13 protein-coding genes are annotated in these 19,879 nt (G+C 69.9%); 6 read left to right on the forward strand and 7 right to left on the reverse strand.

Annotation, left to right across the window (positions count from 1 at the left end; genetic code table 11):
- Positions 1-6: 6 nt before the first annotated feature.
- Positions 7-3,552 (reverse strand): DNA polymerase III subunit alpha, encoded by a 3,546-nt coding sequence (gene dnaE, locus ACZ60E_RS24565; RefSeq protein ID WP_384808028.1) that lies wholly within the window; start codon positions 3,550-3,552, stop codon positions 7-9.
- A gap of 317 nt (positions 3,553-3,869) precedes the next feature.
- Between dnaE and ACZ60E_RS24570 the strand changes: the two genes are divergently transcribed.
- The 4 genes from ACZ60E_RS24570 to ACZ60E_RS24585 all read left to right on the forward strand — a co-directional run bounded on the left by ACZ60E_RS24570 (position 3,870) and on the right by ACZ60E_RS24585 (position 8,618).
- Entirely contained in the window at positions 3,870-5,198 is a 1,329-nt protein-coding gene (locus tag ACZ60E_RS24570) for a DUF2252 domain-containing protein (protein ID WP_384808026.1), read from the forward strand.
- Between the two features lie 94 nt (positions 5,199-5,292).
- Positions 5,293-5,979, forward strand: a complete 687-nt coding sequence (locus tag ACZ60E_RS24575) for a hypothetical protein (RefSeq protein ID WP_384808024.1) — start codon at positions 5,293-5,295, stop codon at positions 5,977-5,979.
- Between the two features lie 46 nt (positions 5,980-6,025).
- Positions 6,026-6,826, forward strand: a complete 801-nt coding sequence (locus ACZ60E_RS24580; protein ID WP_384808022.1) for a DsbA family protein — start codon at positions 6,026-6,028, stop codon at positions 6,824-6,826.
- A gap of 124 nt (positions 6,827-6,950) precedes the next feature.
- The gene (locus ACZ60E_RS24585) at positions 6,951-8,618 is read left to right on the forward strand and encodes an alkaline phosphatase D family protein (protein WP_469443107.1); all 1,668 of its coding nucleotides are present in this window, start codon (positions 6,951-6,953) and stop codon (positions 8,616-8,618) included.
- Between the two features lie 22 nt (positions 8,619-8,640).
- Here the strand turns inward: ACZ60E_RS24585 and ACZ60E_RS24590 are convergent, their stop codons facing one another.
- Complete coding sequence (locus tag ACZ60E_RS24590; protein ID WP_384808018.1) at positions 8,641-9,210, reverse strand: dienelactone hydrolase family protein; 570 nt, start codon at positions 9,208-9,210, stop codon at positions 8,641-8,643.
- 97 nt (positions 9,211-9,307) lie between these two features.
- Between ACZ60E_RS24590 and ACZ60E_RS24595 the strand changes: the two genes are divergently transcribed.
- Positions 9,308-10,438 carry a mechanosensitive ion channel family protein gene (locus ACZ60E_RS24595; RefSeq protein ID WP_469443109.1) on the forward strand — a complete coding sequence of 377 codons (1,131 nt, stop codon included), beginning with the start codon at positions 9,308-9,310 and terminating at the stop codon, positions 10,436-10,438.
- A gap of 241 nt (positions 10,439-10,679) precedes the next feature.
- Here ACZ60E_RS24595 and ACZ60E_RS24600 read toward each other — a convergent pair whose 3' ends face one another.
- From ACZ60E_RS24600 to ACZ60E_RS24620, 5 genes are all read right to left on the reverse strand, one after another.
- Complete coding sequence (locus tag ACZ60E_RS24600) at positions 10,680-12,266, reverse strand: Na+/H+ antiporter (RefSeq protein WP_469443111.1); 1,587 nt, start codon at positions 12,264-12,266, stop codon at positions 10,680-10,682.
- Between the two features lie 221 nt (positions 12,267-12,487).
- Complete coding sequence (locus ACZ60E_RS24605; protein WP_469443113.1) at positions 12,488-12,970, reverse strand: GNAT family N-acetyltransferase; 483 nt, start codon at positions 12,968-12,970, stop codon at positions 12,488-12,490.
- Positions 12,967-13,911, reverse strand: a complete 945-nt coding sequence (locus ACZ60E_RS24610; protein ID WP_107017498.1) for an RluA family pseudouridine synthase — start codon at positions 13,909-13,911, stop codon at positions 12,967-12,969. Before ACZ60E_RS24610 ends, ACZ60E_RS24605 begins: the two co-directional genes overlap by 4 nt.
- Before the next feature lie 85 nt (positions 13,912-13,996).
- Entirely contained in the window at positions 13,997-14,620 is a 624-nt protein-coding gene (lspA, locus tag ACZ60E_RS24615; protein WP_385836248.1) for a signal peptidase II, read from the reverse strand.
- 114 nt (positions 14,621-14,734) lie between these two features.
- Complete coding sequence (locus tag ACZ60E_RS24620) at positions 14,735-15,826, reverse strand: TraR/DksA family transcriptional regulator (RefSeq protein WP_469443115.1); 1,092 nt, start codon at positions 15,824-15,826, stop codon at positions 14,735-14,737.
- 610 nt (positions 15,827-16,436) lie between these two features.
- Between ACZ60E_RS24620 and ileS the strand changes: the two genes are divergently transcribed.
- Positions 16,437-19,601: an isoleucine--tRNA ligase gene (gene ileS, locus ACZ60E_RS24625; RefSeq protein WP_384809296.1), complete on the forward strand. Its 3,165-nt coding sequence runs from the start codon at positions 16,437-16,439 to the stop codon at positions 19,599-19,601.
- The last annotated feature ends 278 nt before the right edge of the window (positions 19,602-19,879 follow it).

The raw sequence follows: 19,879 nt of genomic DNA on the forward strand, positions 1-19,879 counted from the left end.
AGCCCGTCAGGCGGTCGTCGCCAGACAGGCCGGGCCCAGCAGCACCTTCAGGTCGCCGAAGAGCGCGGGATCGGCCTTCACCCGGTGCCGGTCGAGCCGCAGGACCGTGGTCTTGCTCGGGCCCTGGAGCCGGATCCGCACCTCGCTCTCGCCCCGGTGGTGGCTGAGGATCTCACCGAGCCTGCTGATCATGGGCGGGGTGATCTTCAGGGCCGGGATGGTGAGGATCACGGGCGCGTTGGTGCCCGCGTTCGACAGGTCCGGGACCTGCAGTTCCATCGCGACCAGCCGCGGCACGTCCTCGCGCTTGTCGAGGCGTCCCTTGACGAACACCACGGCGTCCTCGACGAGTTGGGTCGACACCAGCTGGTACGTGGCCGGGAAGAACATGCACTCGATGGAGCCGGCCAGGTCCTCGACGGTGGCGATGGCCCAGGCGTTGCCCTGCTTGGTCATCTTGCGCTGGAGGCCGGAGATGATGCCGCCGATGGTGACGACCGCGCCGTCCCCGTGCTCGCCGCCGGTGAGCTGGGCGATGCCCGCGTCGGCCTTGTCGGACAGCACGTGTTCCAGGCCGAAGAGCGGGTGGTCGGAGACGTACAGGCCAAGCATCTCCCGCTCCTGGGCGAGCAGATAGGCCTTGTCCCACTCGTCGGTGGTGAACTCCACGTCCAGGCCGAAGCCCGGCTCGCTGTTGTCCGCCTCGCCCATGCCGCCGAAGAGGTCGAACTGGCCCTCGGCCTCTTTCCTCTTCACCGCGACCACGTTGTCGATCATCGGCTCGAAGTGTGCGGTGAGGCCCTTGCGGGTGTGCCCCATCGTGTCGAAGGCGCCGGCCTTGATGAGGGATTCCGTGGTGCGCTTGTTGCAGGCGGCGGCCTCGACCTTGTCGAGGTAGTCGGGGAACGAGCCGTACTTCCCCTTGGCCTTGCGGCTGCGGATGATCGACTCGACGACGTTCGTACCGACGTTGCGGACGGCGGAGAGGCCGAAGAGGATCACGTCGTCGCCCTGGGCGGCGAAGTTCTGCTCCGACTCGTTGACGTTCGGCGGCAGGACCTTGATCTTCATGCGCCGGCACTCGTTGAGGTAGACCGCCGACTTGTCCTTGTCGTCCTTGACCGAGGTGAGCAGCGCGGCCATGTACTCGGCCGGGTAGTTCGCCTTCAGGTAGCCGGTCCAGTACGACACCAGTCCGTACGCGGCCGAGTGCGCCTTGTTGAACGCGTATCCGGCGAACGGGACCAGTACGTCCCACAGGGCCTGGATCGCCTCGTCGCTGTAGCCGTTCTTCCGGGCGCCCGCCTGGTAGAGGACGAAGTTCTTCGCCAGTTCCTCGGGCTTCTTCTTGCCCATCACGCGGCGCAGGATGTCGGCCTCGCCGAGCGAGTAACCGGCGATGATCTGGGCGGCCTTCTGGACCTGCTCCTGGTAGACGATCAGGCCGTAGGTGACCGCAAGGACCTCTTCGAGCGGCTCCTCCAGCTCCTTGTGGATCGGCGTGATCTCCTGGCGCTTGTTCTTGCGCTCCGCGTAGTTGATGTGCGAGTTCATGCCCATCGGGCCCGGCCGGTAGAGGGCCGAGACGGCGGAGATGTCCTCGAAGTTGTCGGGCTGCATCTGGCGGAGCAGCGAGCGCATCGGGCCGCCGTCGAACTGGAAGACGCCGAGGGTGTCACCGCGGCAGAGCAGTTCGAAGGTCTTGGGGTCGTCCAGCGGCAGGGCGAGCATCTCCAGGTCGATGCCCTTGTTGGCCTTCACCATCTTGATGGCGTCGTCCATGATCGTGAGGTTGCGCAGGCCCAGGAAGTCCATCTTGAGCAGGCCGAGCGACTCGCACTGCGGGTAGTCCCACTGGGTGATCGTGACGCCGTCGGTGTGGCGCGTCCAGAGCGGCGCATGGTCGACGATGGGCTCGCTGGACATGATCACGCCGGCCGCGTGCACACCCATCTGCCGGACCAGGCCCTCGACGCCCTTCGCGGTGTCGATGACCTTCTTGACGTCCGGCTCGTTCTCGTACATCCCGCGGATCTCGCCGGCCTCGCCGTAGCGCGAGTGCTTGGGATCGGTGATGCCGTTGAGGTCGATGCCCTTGCCGAGGACGTCGGCGGGCATCGCCTTGGTGAGCCGGTCGCCCATCGCGTACGGGTAGCCCAGCACGCGCGCGGAGTCCTTGATGGCGTTCTTCGCCTTGATCTTGCCGTACGTGCCGATCATGGCGACCTTGTCGGCGCCGTACTTCTCGGTCACGTACCTGATCACCTCGACGCGCCGACGCTCGTCGAAGTCGATGTCGACGTCGGGCATGGAGACGCGCTCGGGGTTCAGGAACCGCTCGAAGATCAGACCGTGCGGGATCGGGTCGAGGTCGGTGATGCCCATGGCGTACGACACGATCGATCCGGCCGCGGAGCCTCGGCCGGGGCCGACCGCGATGCCCTGCTTCTTGGCCCACATGATGAAGTCGGCGACGACGAGGAAGTACCCCGGGAACCCCATCTGGATGATGACGTCCATCTCGTACTCGGCCTGCTTCTGGCGGTCGTCGGGGACGCCGCCGGGGAAGCGGCGCTCCATGCCGCGGCGCACCTCCTCCTGGAACCAGGTGACCTCGGTGAAGCCGTCGGGGATGTCGAACTTCGGCATGAGGTTCTTCGCCTCGAACATGCCGGTCGTGTCGATCTGCTCGGCCACCAGGAGGGTGTTCGCACACCCTTCCTGCCAGGCGTCCGAGGAGTCCACGGCGTACATCTCGTCCGTCGACTTCAGGTAGTAACCGGTGCCGTCGAAGCGGAAGCGGTCCGGGTCGGAGAGGTTCTTGCCGGTCTGGATGCACAGCAGCGCGTCGTGCGCGGTCGCCTCGTGGGCGTACGTGTAGTGCGAGTCGTTCGTCACCAGGGGCGGGATGCCCAGCTTCTTGCCGACGCGCAGGAGGTCGTCACGGACCCGGCTCTCGATCTCGATGCCGTGGTCCATCAGCTCCAGGAAGTACCGGTCCTTGCCGAAGATGTCCTGGTACTCGGAGGCCGCCTTGACCGCCTCGTCGAACTGGCCGAGGCGCAGCCGGGTCTGCAGCTCGCCCGAGGGGCACCCCGTGGAGGCGATCAGGCCCTCGGACCACTGGGAGATGGTCTCCTTGTCCATGCGGGGCCACTTCTGCAGCCAGCCCTCCGCGTACGCGTCCGAGGACAGTTTGAAGAGGTTGTGCAGGCCCGTGCTGTTCGCCGCCCAGATCGTCTTGTGGGTGTAACCACCGGAACCGGAGACGTCGTCGCGCTTCTGGTGCGGCTGGCCCCACTTGATCTTGCGCTTGTTGCGCCGCGACTCGGGGGCGACGTACGCCTCGATGCCGATGATCGGCGTGACGCCCGCCTTCTTGGCCGTGTGGAAGAAGTCGTACGCCCCGTGGAGGTTGCCGTGGTCGGACATCGCGATGTGCGACATGCCCATCTCGTTGCACGCGTCGAACATGTCCTTCAGCCGCGCGGCACCGTCCAGCAGCGAGTACTGGGTATGGACGTGCAGGTGCGTGAACGGCGGCTTTGACACGGCTTCGGCCTCCAAGAAGAACTGGCGTCGACGAGATCCCTACCGGCTGCGGACAGTCTGGGGGGACAGCCACGAAGTGTATGCCTGAGCACTGACACTTGGGTCAAGCACTGTGGCGCGCAGCGCCTCGATGAGGGGCGGCGGTCGGGTGACGGGTGGGCGCTTCCCCCCGTACCTTCGGACGTACCTTCATCGGACGGTAAACGGGCACTCCCGTGCACCCCCGTCCGTTGGAGGATGACGGAGACAACCGCTCCGGCGGACCGCACATTCCGTCCCACTCGTCATGCACCACCTGCACCAGGAGGCACCCAGCGATGTCGGTTCCGCAGCTCAGCGCCGAGCAGCGCGGCGAAGAGATCCTCGCCGTCTTCAATACCGCCTTCGGCGATCTGCTGGCCGCCGATCCGGCCGCGTTCCGCGTGAAGTTCCGGAAGATGGCGGCCTCGGCGTTCGCGTTCTACCGCGGGACGGCAGGGCTCTTCTACCACGACCTGGAGCGGGAGAAGCGGGGCGGCCCGTACCTGGACGAGCGCACCTCGCGGGTGTGGATCCACGGCGACCTGCACGCGGAGAACTTCGGCACGTACATGGACGCCCAGGGCCGGCTGATCTTCAACGTGAACGACTTCGACGAGGCGTACGTCGGCCCGTTCACCTGGGACCTCAAGCGCCTCGCGGCCTCGGTGGCCCTGATCGGCTACGCGAAGGCGCTGAGCGACGAGCAGATCACCTCGCTGGTCCGGACGTACGCGGCGGCCTACCGCGAGCGCATCCACGCCCTGGCGACGGGCGCCAAGAGCGACGAGGTGCCGCCCTTCACGCTGGACACCGCCCAGGGGCCCCTGCTGGACGCCCTGCGGGACGCGCGCTCGCTGACCCGTTTCGGGCTGCTCGACTCGATGACCGAGATCCGCGACTTCGAGCGCCGTTTCGCGCCGGGCGGCGGCTCCATCGAGCTGGACGCGGCCACCCGGTACAAGGTCCTGGCCGCCTTCGACGGCTATCTGGAGACGCTGCCCGAGTCGTCCCTGGACCGCCCGGACTCGTACCGGGTGAAGGACGTCGTGGGCCGCCGCGGCATCGGCATCGGCTCGGCCGGGCTGCCCTCGTACAACATCCTTCTGGAGGGCGCCACCGACGCCCTGGAGAACGATGTGGTGATCTACATCAAGCAGGCCCAGACCCCGGCCGTCTCGCGGCACATCACGGACTCCTCGATCCGTGAGTACTTCCAGCACGAGGGCCACCGCACGGTGATCTCCCAGCGCGCCCTGCAGGCGCACGCCGACCCGTGGCTGGGCTGGACCGAGCTGGACGGCGCCGGTCAGCTGGTCGCCGAGGTCTCGCCGTACGCGGTGGACCTGGACTGGGGCGACATCGACGACCCGGAGGAGATCGCGGCGGTCGTCGCCGACCTCGGCCGGTCCACCGCCACCATGCACGCCGCCGCGGACGACGAGAGCGGCCACTCGGAGCTGGTCCCGTTCTCCACCGAGCGCGCCATCGACGCGGCGATCGCGGGCGACGAGGAGAACTTCGGCGACCTCCTGGTCGACTTCGCGCACGAGTACGGGGCACGCGCGCGGGAGGACCACCAGATCTTCGTGGACCTGTACCGCAACGGCCGCATCCCGGGGCTGTAGGGGTCTGCAGGCCCGGGTCCGCAGGCGCGCGCGACCGCCCACAGGATCCCTTTAGGGGTCCCTTACAGGAGTACGTGACAGACTCTTCGGAACCATGGACATATCAGGGACCCAGCTCAGAGCCGTGCGCGCGGCGCTGTTCACGGCACTGGTCGTGACGCTCAGCACCGCGTCGCACGTGCTGCTGTCCCGGGTCCCCCTGCCGCTGGCCACCGTGGCGGCGCTCGCCGGTGCCGTCTTCGTCGTCGCGTACGCGCTGGCGGGCCGCGAGCGCGGCTTCGGACGGATCGCCGCCCTGCTGATCCCGCTGGAACTGGCCGCCGACACGCTGTTCACCGCGGGCCAGCACGCCTGTTACGGCAAGGCGGGCGGCCCGGTCGCGGGCCCGCTGCGCTCGGTCGGTCTCGACGTGCTCTGCGGGGGCGGCGAGGTCGGCACCCCGCTGGCCCGGGTGACGGGCGGCGAGGCGACCCCCGCCGCGGCCCTGCTCGCGCAGGCCGACCCGGGCGCCGCCTGGCTGCTGCTCGGCGCGCACATCGGCGTCGGCCTCCTCGCCGCCGCCTGGCTCCGTCGCGGCGAGCGGGCCCTGGCCCAGCTCCTGGACGCGATGGCCGCCGCCACCTTCCGTCCGCTGCTGGTCGCGGTCGCCGCGGTGACCGTGCATCTCACTCCGGTGCGCCGGCTGCCGCGGCCCACGCGCAGGGTCGCCGCCACGCGTACGCGGCTCTTCGTGCACTCGATGGGACGGCGTGGACCGCCGTGCTCGGCCGTCACCGCCTGAGCACACCAGTCCCCGTACACCCGTCACACCCACGGAGAAACCCATCATGAGCAAGCGGAACAGCCAGGCCTCGAAGTCGGCGGCCCGTGAGCGGCTGCGCGTCGAGCGCGAGCGGCAGGCCAAGCGCGACAAGGCCAAGCGGCAGATCATCGTCGCCGGTTCGATCGTCGCGGTCCTCGCGATAGCCGGCGGCATCGGTTACGCCGTCGTACAGAACAACGAGCCCTCGAAGTGGGACGCGGCGGCCGACGCGAAGGTCGTCGCCCCCGCCAACACCAGCGGCAAGAACGGCTCGACCGTCGTCATCGGCGAGTCCAAGACCGACAACACGGTCCACCTCTACGAGGACCCGCGCTGCCCGGCCTGTGCCTCCTTCGAGCAGACGGTCGGCGAGACCGTCAACAAGGGTATGACGGACGGCGACTACAAGCTCTCCTTCACCCTCGGCACGTTCCTCGACGGCAACCTCGGCGGCGAGGGCTCGAAGAACGGCGTGAGCGCGCTCGGCGCCGCGCTGAACGTCAGCCCCGAGGCGTTCCTGGAGTACAAGACCGCGCTGTACTCCACGAAGTACCACCCCGAGGAGACGACCGACGACCTCGCCAAGGACAGCTACCTGATCAAGGTGGCGAACACGGTGGACGCGCTGAAGGACAACAAGAAGTTCCAGGACGCCGTCAACAAGGGCACGTACGACGCCTGGGCGATGAAGATGAGCAAGACCTTCGACGACGCCAAGGGTGTCGACTCGACGCCGACCATCAAGATCAACGACAAGGTGATCACGAACCCGAGCACGGTCGCCGACTGGCAGAAGGCGCTCAAGGACGCGGGCGTCACCAAGTAGCGCGTCCCGCGTGGGGCACCACGGGTGACGGATTCCGTAAGGGCGGGCGAACTTCTCCACGTTCGCCCGCCCTTCACGTCCTTCGCCTTACAGAAAGCCCTACCCATCAGTAATGTGACCGGCCGTGACCAGTCGCATCAGATCCCTCACCAGCCCCTCCGGCCCCGACTCCCCCGCCCCGAGCCGCCGTACGGTGGTCAAGGCGGCCGCGGCCACCGCCGTGCTCGGGGCCCCGCTCGCCGCGGCGCTGCCGGCCCGCGCCGCCGAGGCCCCCGCGTTCCTGCACGGCGTCGCCTCGGGCGACCCGCTGCCGGACGGCATCCTCCTGTGGACCCGGGTGACGCCCACCGACGCGGCGACCCCCGGCTCCGGGCTCGGCCCGGACGTCGAGGTCGGCTGGACGGTGGCCACGGACAAGGCGTTCACGACGGTCGTCGCGCAGGGCTCCACCACCGCGACCGCCGCCTCCGACCACACCGTCAAGGCGGACATCCGCGGCCTGAAGCCCGCCACCGACTACTGGTTCCGCTTCTCCAGCGGCTCCGCCGACTCACCGGCCGCCCGCACCCGCACGGCCCCCGCCCACGACGCGTCCGTCGCCGGGATGCGCTTCGGGGTGGTGTCCTGCGCCAACTGGGAGGCCGGCTACTTCTCCGCCTACCGGCATCTGGCCGCGCGCGGCGACCTGGACGCCTGGCTGCACCTGGGCGACTACATCTACGAGTACGGCACCGGCGAGTACGCGACGCGGGACACCGTCGTACGCCCGCACGCCCCCACGCACGAGATCATCACCCTCGCCGACTACCGCACCCGGCACGGCCGTTACAAGACCGACCCGGACCTCCAGGCCCTGCACGCCGTGGCCCCGGTCATCGCGATCTGGGACGACCACGAGTTCGCCAACGACGCCTGGTCGGGCGGCGCCGAGAACCACACCGAGGGCGCCGAGGGCACCTGGTCCGCCCGCCAGGCCGCCGCCAAGCAGGCCTACTTCGAGTGGATGCCGGTCCGCCCCGCCCTCGAGGGCACCACCTACCGGCGGCTGCGCTTCGGCAGGCTCGCGGACCTCTCCCTGCTCGACCTGCGCTCGTACCGCTCGCAGCAGGTCAAGGCCGGCAACGGCACGGTGGACGACCCGGACCGTACGCTCACCGGCCGGGCGCAGCTCGACTGGCTGAAGGCGGGCCTGCGTTCCTCCGACACCAGCTGGCGGCTGGTCGGCAACTCCGTGATGATCGCCCCCTTCGCCATCGGCTCGCTCTCCGCCGAACTCCTCAAGCCCCTCGCCGAACTGCTCGGCCTGCCCAAGGAGGGCCTCGCCCTCAACACCGACCAGTGGGACGGCTACACCGACGACCGCCGCGAACTCCTCGCCCACCTGCGGGACAACGCGATCCGCAACACGGTCTTCCTCACCGGCGACATCCACATGGCCTGGGCCAACGACGTGCCGTACAACGCCGGTACGTATCCGCTGTCGGCCTCCGCCGCCACCGAGTTCGTCGTCACCTCGGTGACCTCCGACAACCTCGACGACCTCGTCAAGGTGCCCGAGGGCACGGTCTCGGCCCTGGCGTCACCGGTGATCCGGGCCGCCAACCGGCATGTCCACTGGGTCGACACCGACCGCCACGGCTACGGCGTCCTGGACCTCACCGCCGAGCGGGCGCAGATGGACTACTACGTCCTCTCCGACCGTACGACCACGAACGCGACGGCGTCCTGGGCCCGTTCGTACCGTACGCGCAGCGGCACGCAGAAGGTCGAGCGGACGTACGACCCGGTCTGAGCCCCCGCAGGTCCCTGAACGCCTACAGCGTTTCGAGGAAGCCGAGTGCCACCCGCCAGGTGGCCTCGGCGGCCTCCTCGTCGTAGTCCGGGAGACCGGGGTCGGTGTAGAGGTGCCCGGCGCCCGCGTATCTGTAGATCTCCACGTCGGCCCCCGCCTTGCCCATCTGCAGATACCAGGCGGTCAGCCAGTCGTCGGGCTCGAAGGCGTCCGGCTCGGCGACATGCAGCTGGACCGGCAGCTCGTCCACCGAGGCGGTCTCCGCGATGTCGGACGTACCGTGCAGGAGCAGCAGCCCACGGGCCTTGTCGTCACCGAGCGCCAGGGTCTGCGCGGTCGCCGCGCCCAGCGAGAACCCGGCATACACGAGCCCCCGCTCCGAGTAGGGCGCCGCGGCCAGGATGGCGCGCTTGAGCAACTCCTCCTTGCCCAGCTCGTCCTTGAAGGCCATGCCTTCCTCCACGGTCTCGAAGGTGCGCCCCCCGAAGAGATCGGGCGTCCACACCTCGTGTCCGGCCGCGCGCAGGCGGTCCGCCGCGTCCCGCACCGCGGGCCGCGGACCGAAGGTCGAATGGAAGAGCATGATGTTCATGAATCCATGGTGCCAGCCGCCACTGACAACGCAGTCGCCTCAGATATGACGGGGGCCACAGGTTAGTGACCCCCGCGGGCCGGTTACGGTCGAAGGCATGGAGAACGTGCTTCGCCCGCTGATCGTGATCGGCGGCTCGCTCGTGGTGACGCTGCTCGTCGGCTGGCTGGTCGACCTGCTGCTGCGACGCGCCGATCAACGCCACAACCAGGTCCCGCTGTGGGGCCTGCTGCGCCGCTGCCGTCTTCCGCTGCAGTTCGTGATGTGTGCCGCTCTGCTGAGAGGGTCCTACGACCAGGCCGAGATCGGCTCCGACCACTCCGCGGGGATCGGCCAGACCCTGAGCCTCGTCCTCATCGGATCCGCCGCCTGGCTCATGGTGCGGATCGCCACGGCGATCGTCGAGTCCTCGTACTCCCGTTACGCGCACGCCCACCGCGATCCGGCCAGGGTCCGCCGGGTCCGTACGCAGGTGACGCTGATCCAGCGTGTCGTCTCCGCGATCGTCGGTGTGGTGGCGGTCGCCGCCATGCTGCTCACGTTCCCGGCGATGCGCGCGGCCGGTGCCTCGCTGCTCGCCTCGGCCGGCATCCTCGGCATCGTCGCCGGTGTCGCCGCGCAGTCCACGCTCAGCAACATGTTCGCCGGACTGCAGATCGCCTTCGGCGACATGGTGCGGCTCGGGGACACGGTGGTCGTGAACGGGGAATGGGGCACGGTCGACGAGATCACCCTCACTTTCCTGACCGTGCGCACCTGGGACGAGCGCCGGTTCACGATGCCGGTCTCGTACTTCACCTCGCAGCCGTTCGAGAACTGGTCCCGCGGCGGGGTGCAGATGACCGGGACGGTCTTCTTCCACCTGGATCACAGCGCGCCCGTCGAGGAGATGCGCGACAAGCTCCGCGACATCCTGCGCGAATGTCCCGCGTGGGACGGGCGCGACTACGGCCTCGCGGTCACCGACTCCACGCCCAGCACGATGGAGGTGCGGGCGCTGGTCACCGCGAAGGACGCGGACGACGTGTGGACGGTGCGGGTCACCGTCCGCGAGCAGATGCTGCGCTGGCTGACCGTCCACCATCCGTACGCGCTGCCCCGCGTCAACACGGCCGACGCGATCCTTCCGCCGGGTGCGACCCCGTACACGAACGGCGCGGACGCGCACCGCCCGCGCACGACCACGCGCGGCCGAGTGGTGGAACCCCCACGCACGGGTCGCGGCTGACCCGTCCCCCGAACACCTTCGAGTGCGGCCCCGGTGGGGGCCGTTCGCGCCGTTCCCCGCGCCCCTGAAAAACAGGGGCGCGGCCCCACCACCAAGGGGCGCGGGGAACGGCGCAGTCTTTTGCCTTTAGGGGCGCGGGGAACTGCGCGACAAGCCCCCACCGGACCCGCACCCACCCACGAACCCCCGGCCGCGAGGCCCAAGGCCCTTGCCCTGCTGGAGCACCCAGCAAGGCAAGGGCCTACCTCAGGCTGCGTACATCCAGATGTCGCAGGACCCGGTCCACGACCTCCGGATTCGCCCCCGCCTCACTGCGCGCGGCCAACACCTCATGCCGAGCCGCGGACAGCATCTCCCCCTGCACCCGGCGCACCAACTTGATCCGCCGAGCCCGCTGCTCATGCGCCTCCCGCCGTTCGTCCTCCCCCAGGTCCGGACTGATCCGGTATCCGATGTCGAACGCCCGCCGCAGCAACTGCTCGGTCAGCTCGTCGGACAGATCCTCCGTCTCCTCCAGCTCCCGCAACCGCTGCTTCGCCGCCTTGGCCGCCCGCACGGCAAGCGCCTTCTCGAACTCCTTCTCGCTGTCCGTGTCGGCCTGCACGCCCAGCTTCCGCACCAGCCACGGCAGACTCAGCCCCTGCACCACGAGCGTCACCATGATCACCCCGAACGCGATGAAGATCATCTCGTCCCGGTTGGGGAACGGATCCCCGTTCTCCGTCTCCAGCGGAATGGCCAGCGCCAGCGCGACGGACGCCACCCCGCGCATCCCGGCCCACCACATGACGACGGTCTCCCGCGAGCTCGTCGGGATGTCCTCGTCGAGATCCCGCTTCGCGTGCAACCGTTTGGTCAGCCACGTGGCCGGCAACAGCCACAGCAGCCGTACGAAGACGACGACCCCCACGATCGCGGCGGCCCAGCCGAGCATCTCCCCCCAGCGCCCCGACGCCGTGCGGATCGCGTTGTGCAGTTCCAGTCCGATGAGCCCGAAGGCCACCCCGGTGACCAGCGTGTCGACGATGTTCCAGAAGGTGTGCCCGGCCAGCCGCGTCATGACGTCGTCGGCGTTGTTCGCGTACTCGGCCAGGAACAACGCCGTGGTCAGCACCGCCAGCACCCCGGACCCGTGCAGCTCCTCGGCCAGCACGTAGGACGCGTACGGCACGAGCAGGGTCAGGCTGATCTGCAGCGTCGGGTCCCCGAGCGAGTCCATCAGCCGGTTCGTGGCCCAGCCGAGCCCGAGCCCCACGGCGACCGCGACGACGGCGGACAGCAGGAAGTCGAGGGCTGCGCCCTGCACCGAGAAGGAGCCGCTGATCGCGGCGGCGATGGCCACGTGGTAGAGCACGATGGCCGTCACGTCGTTGAACAGCCCCTCGCCCTCCAGGATCGACACCAGGCGGCGCGGCAGCCCGAGCTGTCCCGCGACGGCGGTCGCGGCGACCGGGTCGGGCGGCGCCACCAGCGCGCCGAGCGCCACGGCGGCGGCGATGGGCAGGCCGGGCACGATCGAGTGGGCGACCACGGCGACCACGGCCGTGGTGACGAACACCAGGGCCACGGCGAGCAGGAAGATCGGCCGTTTGTTGGCGGTGAACTGCCGCCAGGAGGTACGCCGTACGGCGGCGTAGAGCAGCGGAGGAAGCAGCGCGGGCAAGATCAGGTCGGGCGGGATGTCCACGTTCGGTACGAAGTCGAGGACGGCCAGCACGATCCCGAGCAGGGTCATCAGCACCGGCGAGGGAAGCCCGAAGCGGTCCCCCAGCGGAACGCTGACGACGGCCCCGAGCAACAGCACGAACAACAGGGCCAACTGGTCCACGTTCAGGGCTCCAGGGATCTAGACGGTCAAAACAGGCCAGACCCCAAGCGTGCCACCGCATTCACTTTCCACACGCAGACGCACCAGGCCACCGCATTACGAGCGCCCGTCAGGAGCGCCTGAAGGGCGCCCTTCAAGGGCGCGGGGAACTGCGCGACAAGCCCCCACCGGGCCCGCACCCGAAGACCGCCCGAGCCCACCCGGACGCGCAAAGCGCATGCTTAGAGAGCGCGCCGCATCGCCCGATGCGCGATCCCGGCGTCGGGGAACTCGGGCCCGTGGGCCACGTACCCCAACCGCTCGTAAAACCCCAGCGCATGCGTCTGCGCGTGCAGATCCACCGCCACGAGCCCCTGCGCGCGTGCCGCATCCTCGATGCCCCGCACGAGCGCCACCCCCACGCCCAGCCCCCGCGCGGCCTTCACGACGGCGAGCCGTCCCAGCGCGCCGACGCCGGGCTCCCCACCGGTCCGCCCGGCCGCCGCCTCCCCGTGCAGCAGCCGCCCCGCGCCGAGCGGGAGCCCGTCCTCGCCCACGGCGAGCACGTGCACGGCGACGGCGTCGTACGCGTCGTACTCCAGGTCCTCGGGGACTTCCTGCTCGACGACGAAGACCTCTTTGCGCACCGCGAAGCAGGCCTCACGGTCGGCGGGATCCTCGGCGACCCGCACCACGCAGGGCGACGGGCTCGGCGACGGGCTCATGCGTTGCTTTCCTCCCGCACACGGTCCAGCGCCTGCTGCAGGTCGTCGGCGTAGCCGGCCTCGAACTCGACCCACTGCCCGTCCCCGGGGTGCTCGAAGCCGAGCCGTACCGCCTGCAGCCACTGCCGGGTGAGCCCGAGCCGCTTGGAGAGCGTCGGGTCGGCGCCGTACGTGAGGTCGCCGACGCAGGGGTGCCGGTGGGCGGACATGTGGACGCGGATCTGGTGCGTGCGCCCGGTCTCCAGCTTGATGTCGAGCAGCGAGGCCGCGCGGAACGCCTCGATCAGGTCGTAGTGCGTCACGGAGGGCTTGCCCTCGGCGGTGACGGCCCACTTGTAGTCGTGGTTCGGGTGCCGGCCGATGGGCGCGTCGATCGTGCCGCTGGTCGGGTCGGGGTGGCCCTGGACGAGCGCGTGGTACCGCTTGTCGACCGTGCGCTCCTTGAACTGGCGCTTCAGCGACGTGTACGCGTACTCCGACTTGGCCACCACCATCAGGCCCGAGGTGCCCACGTCCAAGCGGTGCACGATGCCCTGGCGCTCGGCGGCGCCCGAGGTCGAGATCCGGTACCCGGCGGCGGCGAGGCCGCCGATCACGGTCGGGCCCGACCAGCCGGGGCTGGGGTGCGCGGCGACACCGACCGGCTTGACGATCACGACCACGTCGTCGTCGTCGTGCACGATCTCCATGCCCTCGACGGGTTCGGCGACGATCTGCACGGGCGGGGCGGCCTGCGGCATCTCGACTTCCATCCAGGCGCCGCCGTGCACCCTCTCGGACTTCCCGACCACCGAGCCGTCGACCGTGACCTTCCCCGCCGCGGCGAGCTCGGCGGCCTTCGTACGGGAGAAGCCGAACATGCGGGAGATGGCGGCGTCGACACGCTCGCCCTCCAGGCCGTCGGGCACGGGCAGGGTACGGATATCGGGAACGGTACTCACCCGTCGAGTATGCCGGACGGGTGAGACACCGGCTCACGGCAGCCCGCGCGCCCGGCCCCCGCGGGCCCTACCGCGGCCGGCCTGCTCAGTCCTTGTGGACGGTGCCGTCCGGGTCCAGGCCCCGGAAGGACAGCAGCACGATCAGGATGCCGCCGCAGACGATCGCGGAGTCGGCGAGGTTGAAGACCGCGAAGTGCTTGGGTGCGATGAAGTCGACGACCGCGCCCTCCAGGATGCCGGGCGCGCGGAAGATCCGGTCGGTGAGGTTGCCGAGCGCGCCGCCGAGCAGCAGGCCGAGCGCGATCGCCCAGGGCAGGCTGTAGAGCTTGCGGGCGAGCCGGGCGATCACCACGATCACGGCGGCGGCGATCACCGTGAAGATGATCGTGAAGGCCTCGCCGAAGCCGAAGGCCGCGCCGGCGTTGCGGATCGCCTCGAACTTCAGCCAGTCCCCGACGATCTCGATCGGCTCGTGGTGCTCCAGCTTCGCGACCACGATCAGCTTGCTGATCAGGTCCAGCGCGTACGCCAGGGCGGCGACGGTGAAGAGCACGGCGATCCGGCGCCTGCCCCTGGGCGCCACGGCCTCGTCCGAGGTCGCGCCGCCGTCGGACTGCTCCGGCTCGGCTTCCGCCGCGCCCGGGGTTTCCGGCGTATCCGGCGTATCCGGCGTATCCGGCGTACCGATGATGCGCTCCGCCTCTGCCACGTGAGTAAGTCCCTCGACCTAGGTGCCTGACTGAGCACGAGGGTACGGCACGGTCCGCCGCGGCCAGGTGCCCAGGAGGCACACCGGGCGGATCGGTGCGCGATCAGCGGGACGTCAGTAGCGGCGCTCCTGCTTCTGCTTGCACTCGACGCACAGCGTGGCCCGCGGGAAGGCCTGCATCCGGGCCTTCCCGATGGCGTTGCCGCAGTTCTCGCAGAGCCCGTACGTACCCGCGTCCAAGCGCTCCAGGGCGCGCTCGGTCTGCTCCAGCATCTCCCGCGCGTTGGCCGCGAGGGCCATCTCGCTCTCGCGCGTGATGTTCTTGGTGCCGGTGTCCGCCTGGTCGTCGCCCGCGCCGTCCCCGGAGTCGCGCATCAGCCCCGCCAGGGACTCCTCGGAGTGCGTGATCTCGGCCCGCAGCCGCAGTGCCTCGGAGAGCAGCTCGTCGCGCGCCTCCGTGGCCTCCTCCGGCGTCCAGGGGTCCTCGCCGGGGCGTACCGCGAGCTCGCCGGGCTCCGCCGCGGCCACCCGTGCCTTGGGAACCGCGGTGGGCTTGTCCGCCGCCGCGGCCGTGCCAGAGGTCTTCTTCGCAACCACCGTCGTGGCTCCCGTCGTCTCGGCGGCCTGTGCCGCTGCTCCGTCGGCCGCGGAAGCGACCGCCTTCGTGGCCGTGCGTGTGCCCTTCGCGGCGGCCGCCTTGCGGGGCGCCCGCTTCACCGGCTCGGCGGACTTCCCGGCCGTCTTCTTCGCGGGCGCCGCCCCGCCGACGGCCTTCTCCGCGGAAGCCGCCGTCTCCTCGGAGACCGCGGCCCTGGCGGAAGCCGTCTTGGCCGAAGCCGTCTTGGCGGCGACCGTCCTCCCGGCAGCGGCTTTCCTGGCAGCCACCTTCTTTGTGGCCACCTTCTTGGCAGCCGCCTTCGTAGCGACCGTTTTCGTACGAGGCTTCTTCGTAGAGGCCGGTTTCGCGGCGGCCGTCTCCGTAGAGACCGTCTCTGTGGAGACCGTCTCTGTGGAGACCGTCTCCGTGGAGGCCGTGCCCTCGCTCGCCTCTGCGCTCGTCGTGGAGGCAGCCCTGCTCGCACCGGCGGTCTTCCCGGTGGCGCTCTTTCTGCCGCTGACATCCTCGGCAGCCGCCCCGGAGTCACCGGCCGCCCCCATGGATCTGCCGGACGCCGACTGCTGTACGGCGGTCTTCTTCGCCACCATGGCCGCGGCCCCTTCACATTTTGTGACCTTGCACGCGAATCGTGCTGGGACGATAAATCGACTTGGGTCCCGCGGCAACGGGGCACGCCGCCCGATCCGCCCGCCCCGCGCGTACCGCGCAGCGAGTCTGCAAGCGTTGTGCCCAGCTCCCCGCCGGGTAATCCGCCGCGTCGGCCGTCCCGGGACGCGAACTCCGGCGCGTCGGCATTCGGGTCAGTGCCCACCGCTTCCAGGCGTCGGCGCCCCTCCCCCGCGGGCCCCGCAAAACCGGTCGGCCGCTGTCGGCCCGGCGCCGTACACTGGGCGGAGCGAGAAGCATGGATGGGGACGAGTAGCGGCGTAAGCGGCCAGGAGCGACCCGGGGACGGTGTGAGCCCGGGGGCGAGCGCGACGCGAAGATCACCCCGGAGCCGCCGGAAGAAAGCCGCAGCGAGCCCGCAGCGGCCGGTAGAACCGGTTTCGCGACCCCAATGAGGGGGCCCACCGGCGTGCGGAAAGCGGCGGAGGGCCAAGGAGGGTGGTACCGCGGGAGCGCGCCGCACACGGCGCAGGTGACAGCCCAGCTCTCGTCCCTCCGGACGGAAGGCAGAAGTCCGCCGGAGGAAGTTCGTTGGATACGCAGCCGAGTACACAGCCGCAGTACCGCCAGGTGCCGGCCCAGATCGACCTGCCCGCTCTTGAGCACGCCGTGCTCGACTTCTGGAGCGAGCAGAAGATCTTCGCCAAGACCCTGGAGCAGTCCGAGGGCCGCCCGGAGTGGGTGTTCTACGAAGGCCCGCCCACGGCCAACGGCATGCCGGGCGCCCACCACATCGAGGCCCGCGTCTTCAAGGACGTCTTCCCGCGCTTCCGCACCATGCGCGGCTACCACGTGGGCCGCAAGGCCGGCTGGGACTGCCACGGCCTCCCGGTGGAGCTGGCGGTCGAGAAGGAGCTGGGCTTCAACGGCAAGAAGGACATCGAGGCGTACGGCATCGCCGAGTTCAACGCCAAGTGCCGTGAGTCCGTGACCCGCCACACCGACGCGTTCGAAGAGCTCACGACCCGCATGGGCTACTGGGCCGACCTGAACGACCCGTACCGGACGATGGACCCTGAGTACATCGAATCCGTCTGGTGGTCGCTCAAGGAGATCTTCAACAAGGGCCTGCTGACCCAGGACCACCGCGTCGCCCCCTGGTGCCCGCGCTGCGGCACGGGCCTGTCCGACCACGAGCTGGCGCAGGGCTACGAAACGGTCGTCGACCCCTCGGTGTTCGTCCGTTTCCCGCTCACCTCCGGTCCGCTCGCGGGCGAGGCCGCGCTCCTGGTGTGGACGACGACCCCGTGGACCCTGGTGTCCAACACGGCGGTCGCCGCGCACCCCGACGTGACGTACGTGGTCGTGACGGACGGCCGGGAGAAGCTCGTCGTCGCCGAGCCGCTCGTCGGGAAGTCCCTCGGTGAGGGCTGGGAGACCACCGGCCTGTCCTTCACGGGCGCCGAGATGGAGCGCTGGACGTACCAACGCCCCTTCGAGCTCGTCGAGTTCCCGAAGGACGAGCCCGCCCACTACGTGGTCAACGCGGAGTACGTGACCACCGAGGACGGCACGGGTCTCGTCCACCAGTCCCCCGCCTTCGGTGAGGACGACCTCAAGGTGTGCCGCGAGTACGGGCTGCCGGTCGTGAACCCCGTGCGCCCCGACGGCACCTTCGAGGAGGACGTCCCCCTCGTGGGCGGTGTCTTCTTCAAGAAGGCCGACGAACAGCTCACCGAGGACCTCCAGAACCGCGGTCTGCTCTTCAAGCACATCCCGTACGAGCACAGCTACCCGCACTGCTGGCGCTGCCACACCGCGCTCCTCTACTACGCGCAGCCGTCCTGGTACATCCGCACCACGGCGGTCAAGGACCGGCTCCTCCAGGAGAACGAGAAGACCAACTGGTTCCCGGACTCGGTCAAGAACGGCCGCTACGGGGACTGGCTGAACAACAACATCGACTGGGCGCTGTCCCGCAACCGCTACTGGGGCACCCCGCTGCCGATCTGGCGCTGCGAGGACGACCACCTCACCGTCGTCGGCTCCCGCGCGGAGCTCACCGAGCTGACGGGCAGCGACCAGTCGGAGCTGGACCCGCACCGCCCGTTCATCGACGAGGTCACCTTCGCCTGCCCCCAGGACGGCTGCGGGCAGACGGCCACGCGCGTGCCGGAGGTCATCGACGCCTGGTACGACTCGGGTTCGATGCCGTTCGCGCAGTGGGGCTACCCGTACAAGAACAAGGAGCTCTTCGAGAGCCGCTACCCGGCGCAGTTCATCTCGGAGGCCATCGACCAGACCCGCGGCTGGTTCTACACGCTGATGGCCGTCGGCACGCTGGTCTTCGACAAGTCGTCGTACGAGAACGTGGTCTGTCTCGGCCACATCCTCGCCGAGGACGGCCGCAAGATGTCCAAGCACCTGGGCAACATCCTGCAGCCGATCCCGCTGATGGACCAGCACGGCGCGGACGCCGTGCGCTGGTTCATGGCGGCCGGCGGCTCCCCCTGGGCGGCCCGCCGCGTCGGCCACGGCACCATCCAGGAGGTCGTCCGCAAGACGCTCCTCACGTACTGGAACACGGTCGCCTTCCAGGCCCTGTACGCGCGCACCGCGGGCTGGGCGCCCAGCGCTGCCGACCCGGCCCCGGCGGACCGCCCGGTCCTCGACCGCTGGCTGCTGTCCGAACTCCACGCGCTCACCGACCAGGTGACGCAGGCTCTGGAGTCGTACGACACCCAGCGCGCCGGCAAGCTGCTCTCGGCCTTCGTCGACGACCTGTCGAACTGGTACGTACGCCGGTCCCGTCGCCGCTTCTGGCAGGGCGACAAGGCGGCCCTGCGCACCCTCCACGAGGTCGTCGAGACGGTCACGCGGCTGATGGCCCCGCTGACCCCGTTCATCACCGAGCGGGTCTGGCAGGACCTCGTGGTGCCGGTGTCCGCCGACGCCCCGGAGTCCGTGCACCTGTCGACCTGGCCGGAGGCGGACCTGTCCGTCATCGACCCGGAGCTGTCGAAGCAGATGGTGCTCGTACGCCGTCTCGTGGAGCTGGGCCGTGCCACACGCGCGGAGTCGGGTGTCAAGACCCGCCAGCCGCTGTCCCGCGCGCTGGTGGCGGCGACCGGTTTCGGTTCCCTCGACCGTGAGCTGCACGCGCAGATCACCGAGGAGCTGAACGTGAGCTCGCTCGCGTCGCTGTCCGAGGTGGGCGGCTCGCTGGTCGACACGACGGCGAAGGCGAACTTCCGCGCGCTCGGCAAGCGGTTCGGCAAGGGCGTCCAGGCGGTGGCGAAGGCCGTCGCCGAGGCCGACGCGGCGGCGCTGTCCCTGGCCCTGCGCGAGGGCACGGCGTCGGTGGAGGTCGACGGCGAGACCGTCACGCTCGCCCCGGACGAGGTCATCATCACAGAGACCCCGCGCGAGGGCTGGTCCGTCGCCTCGGACTCCGGGGCCACGGTCGCGCTCGACCTGGAGCTGACGGAGGAGCTGCGGCAGGCGGGTCTGGCCCGGGACGCCATCCGGCTGATCCAGGAGGCCCGCAAGAACAGCGGCCTCGACGTGGCCGACCGGATCGCCCTGCGCTGGACGTCCACGGACCCGAAGGTCATCGCGGCGCTCACCGAGCACGCCACCCTGATCTCGGACGAGGTCCTGGCCACGGACTTCGCCCAGTCCGAGCCGGACGACACGTACGGCCCGCCGTTCACGGACGAGCCCCTGTCCCTGACATTCCACCTCCGCAAGGCGTAACCGCACCCCCAGCGGGCGGACGCCGCCGCGCCCACCCCCACCCCCACCCCCCTGCGGGCATGCGCACCCCAATCCGGCCCCCGCCCCCTGCGGGCATGCGTGCCGCTAGGGGCGGCACGGGTGGGCGCAGCGGCACCCTGCAAGCGCAGGCCCGCGAAAACGGCGTGACCCGAGCACCAGCACCGAGCACCGAAAAGGCCCCGGCCCACCAGAACTCCTGGTGGCCCGGGGCCTTTGCCGTCACCCCCCGCCGTCACCCGCCGCAGAGGCAACAAAAG

This window comes from Streptomyces sp. NPDC102514, assembly GCF_055584525.1.

Excerpts from the sequence above, each read along its gene's own strand:
- ACZ60E_RS24575 (WP_384808024.1), top strand. The coding sequence starts at position 5,293 with ATGGACATATCAGGGACCCAGCTCAGAGCCGTGCGCGCGGCGCTGTTC.
- ACZ60E_RS24620 (WP_469443115.1), bottom strand. The coding sequence starts at position 15,826 with ATGGTGGCGAAGAAGACCGCCGTACAGCAGTCGGCGTCCGGCAGATCC.
- ACZ60E_RS24580 (WP_384808022.1), top strand. The coding sequence starts at position 6,026 with ATGAGCAAGCGGAACAGCCAGGCCTCGAAGTCGGCGGCCCGTGAGCGG.
- ACZ60E_RS24570 (WP_384808026.1), top strand. The coding sequence starts at position 3,870 with ATGTCGGTTCCGCAGCTCAGCGCCGAGCAGCGCGGCGAAGAGATCCTC.
- ACZ60E_RS24605 (WP_469443113.1), bottom strand. The coding sequence starts at position 12,970 with ATGAGCCCGTCGCCGAGCCCGTCGCCCTGCGTGGTGCGGGTCGCCGAG.
- ACZ60E_RS24595 (WP_469443109.1), top strand. The coding sequence starts at position 9,308 with ATGGAGAACGTGCTTCGCCCGCTGATCGTGATCGGCGGCTCGCTCGTG.
- ACZ60E_RS24590 (WP_384808018.1), bottom strand. The coding sequence starts at position 9,210 with ATGAACATCATGCTCTTCCATTCGACCTTCGGTCCGCGGCCCGCGGTG.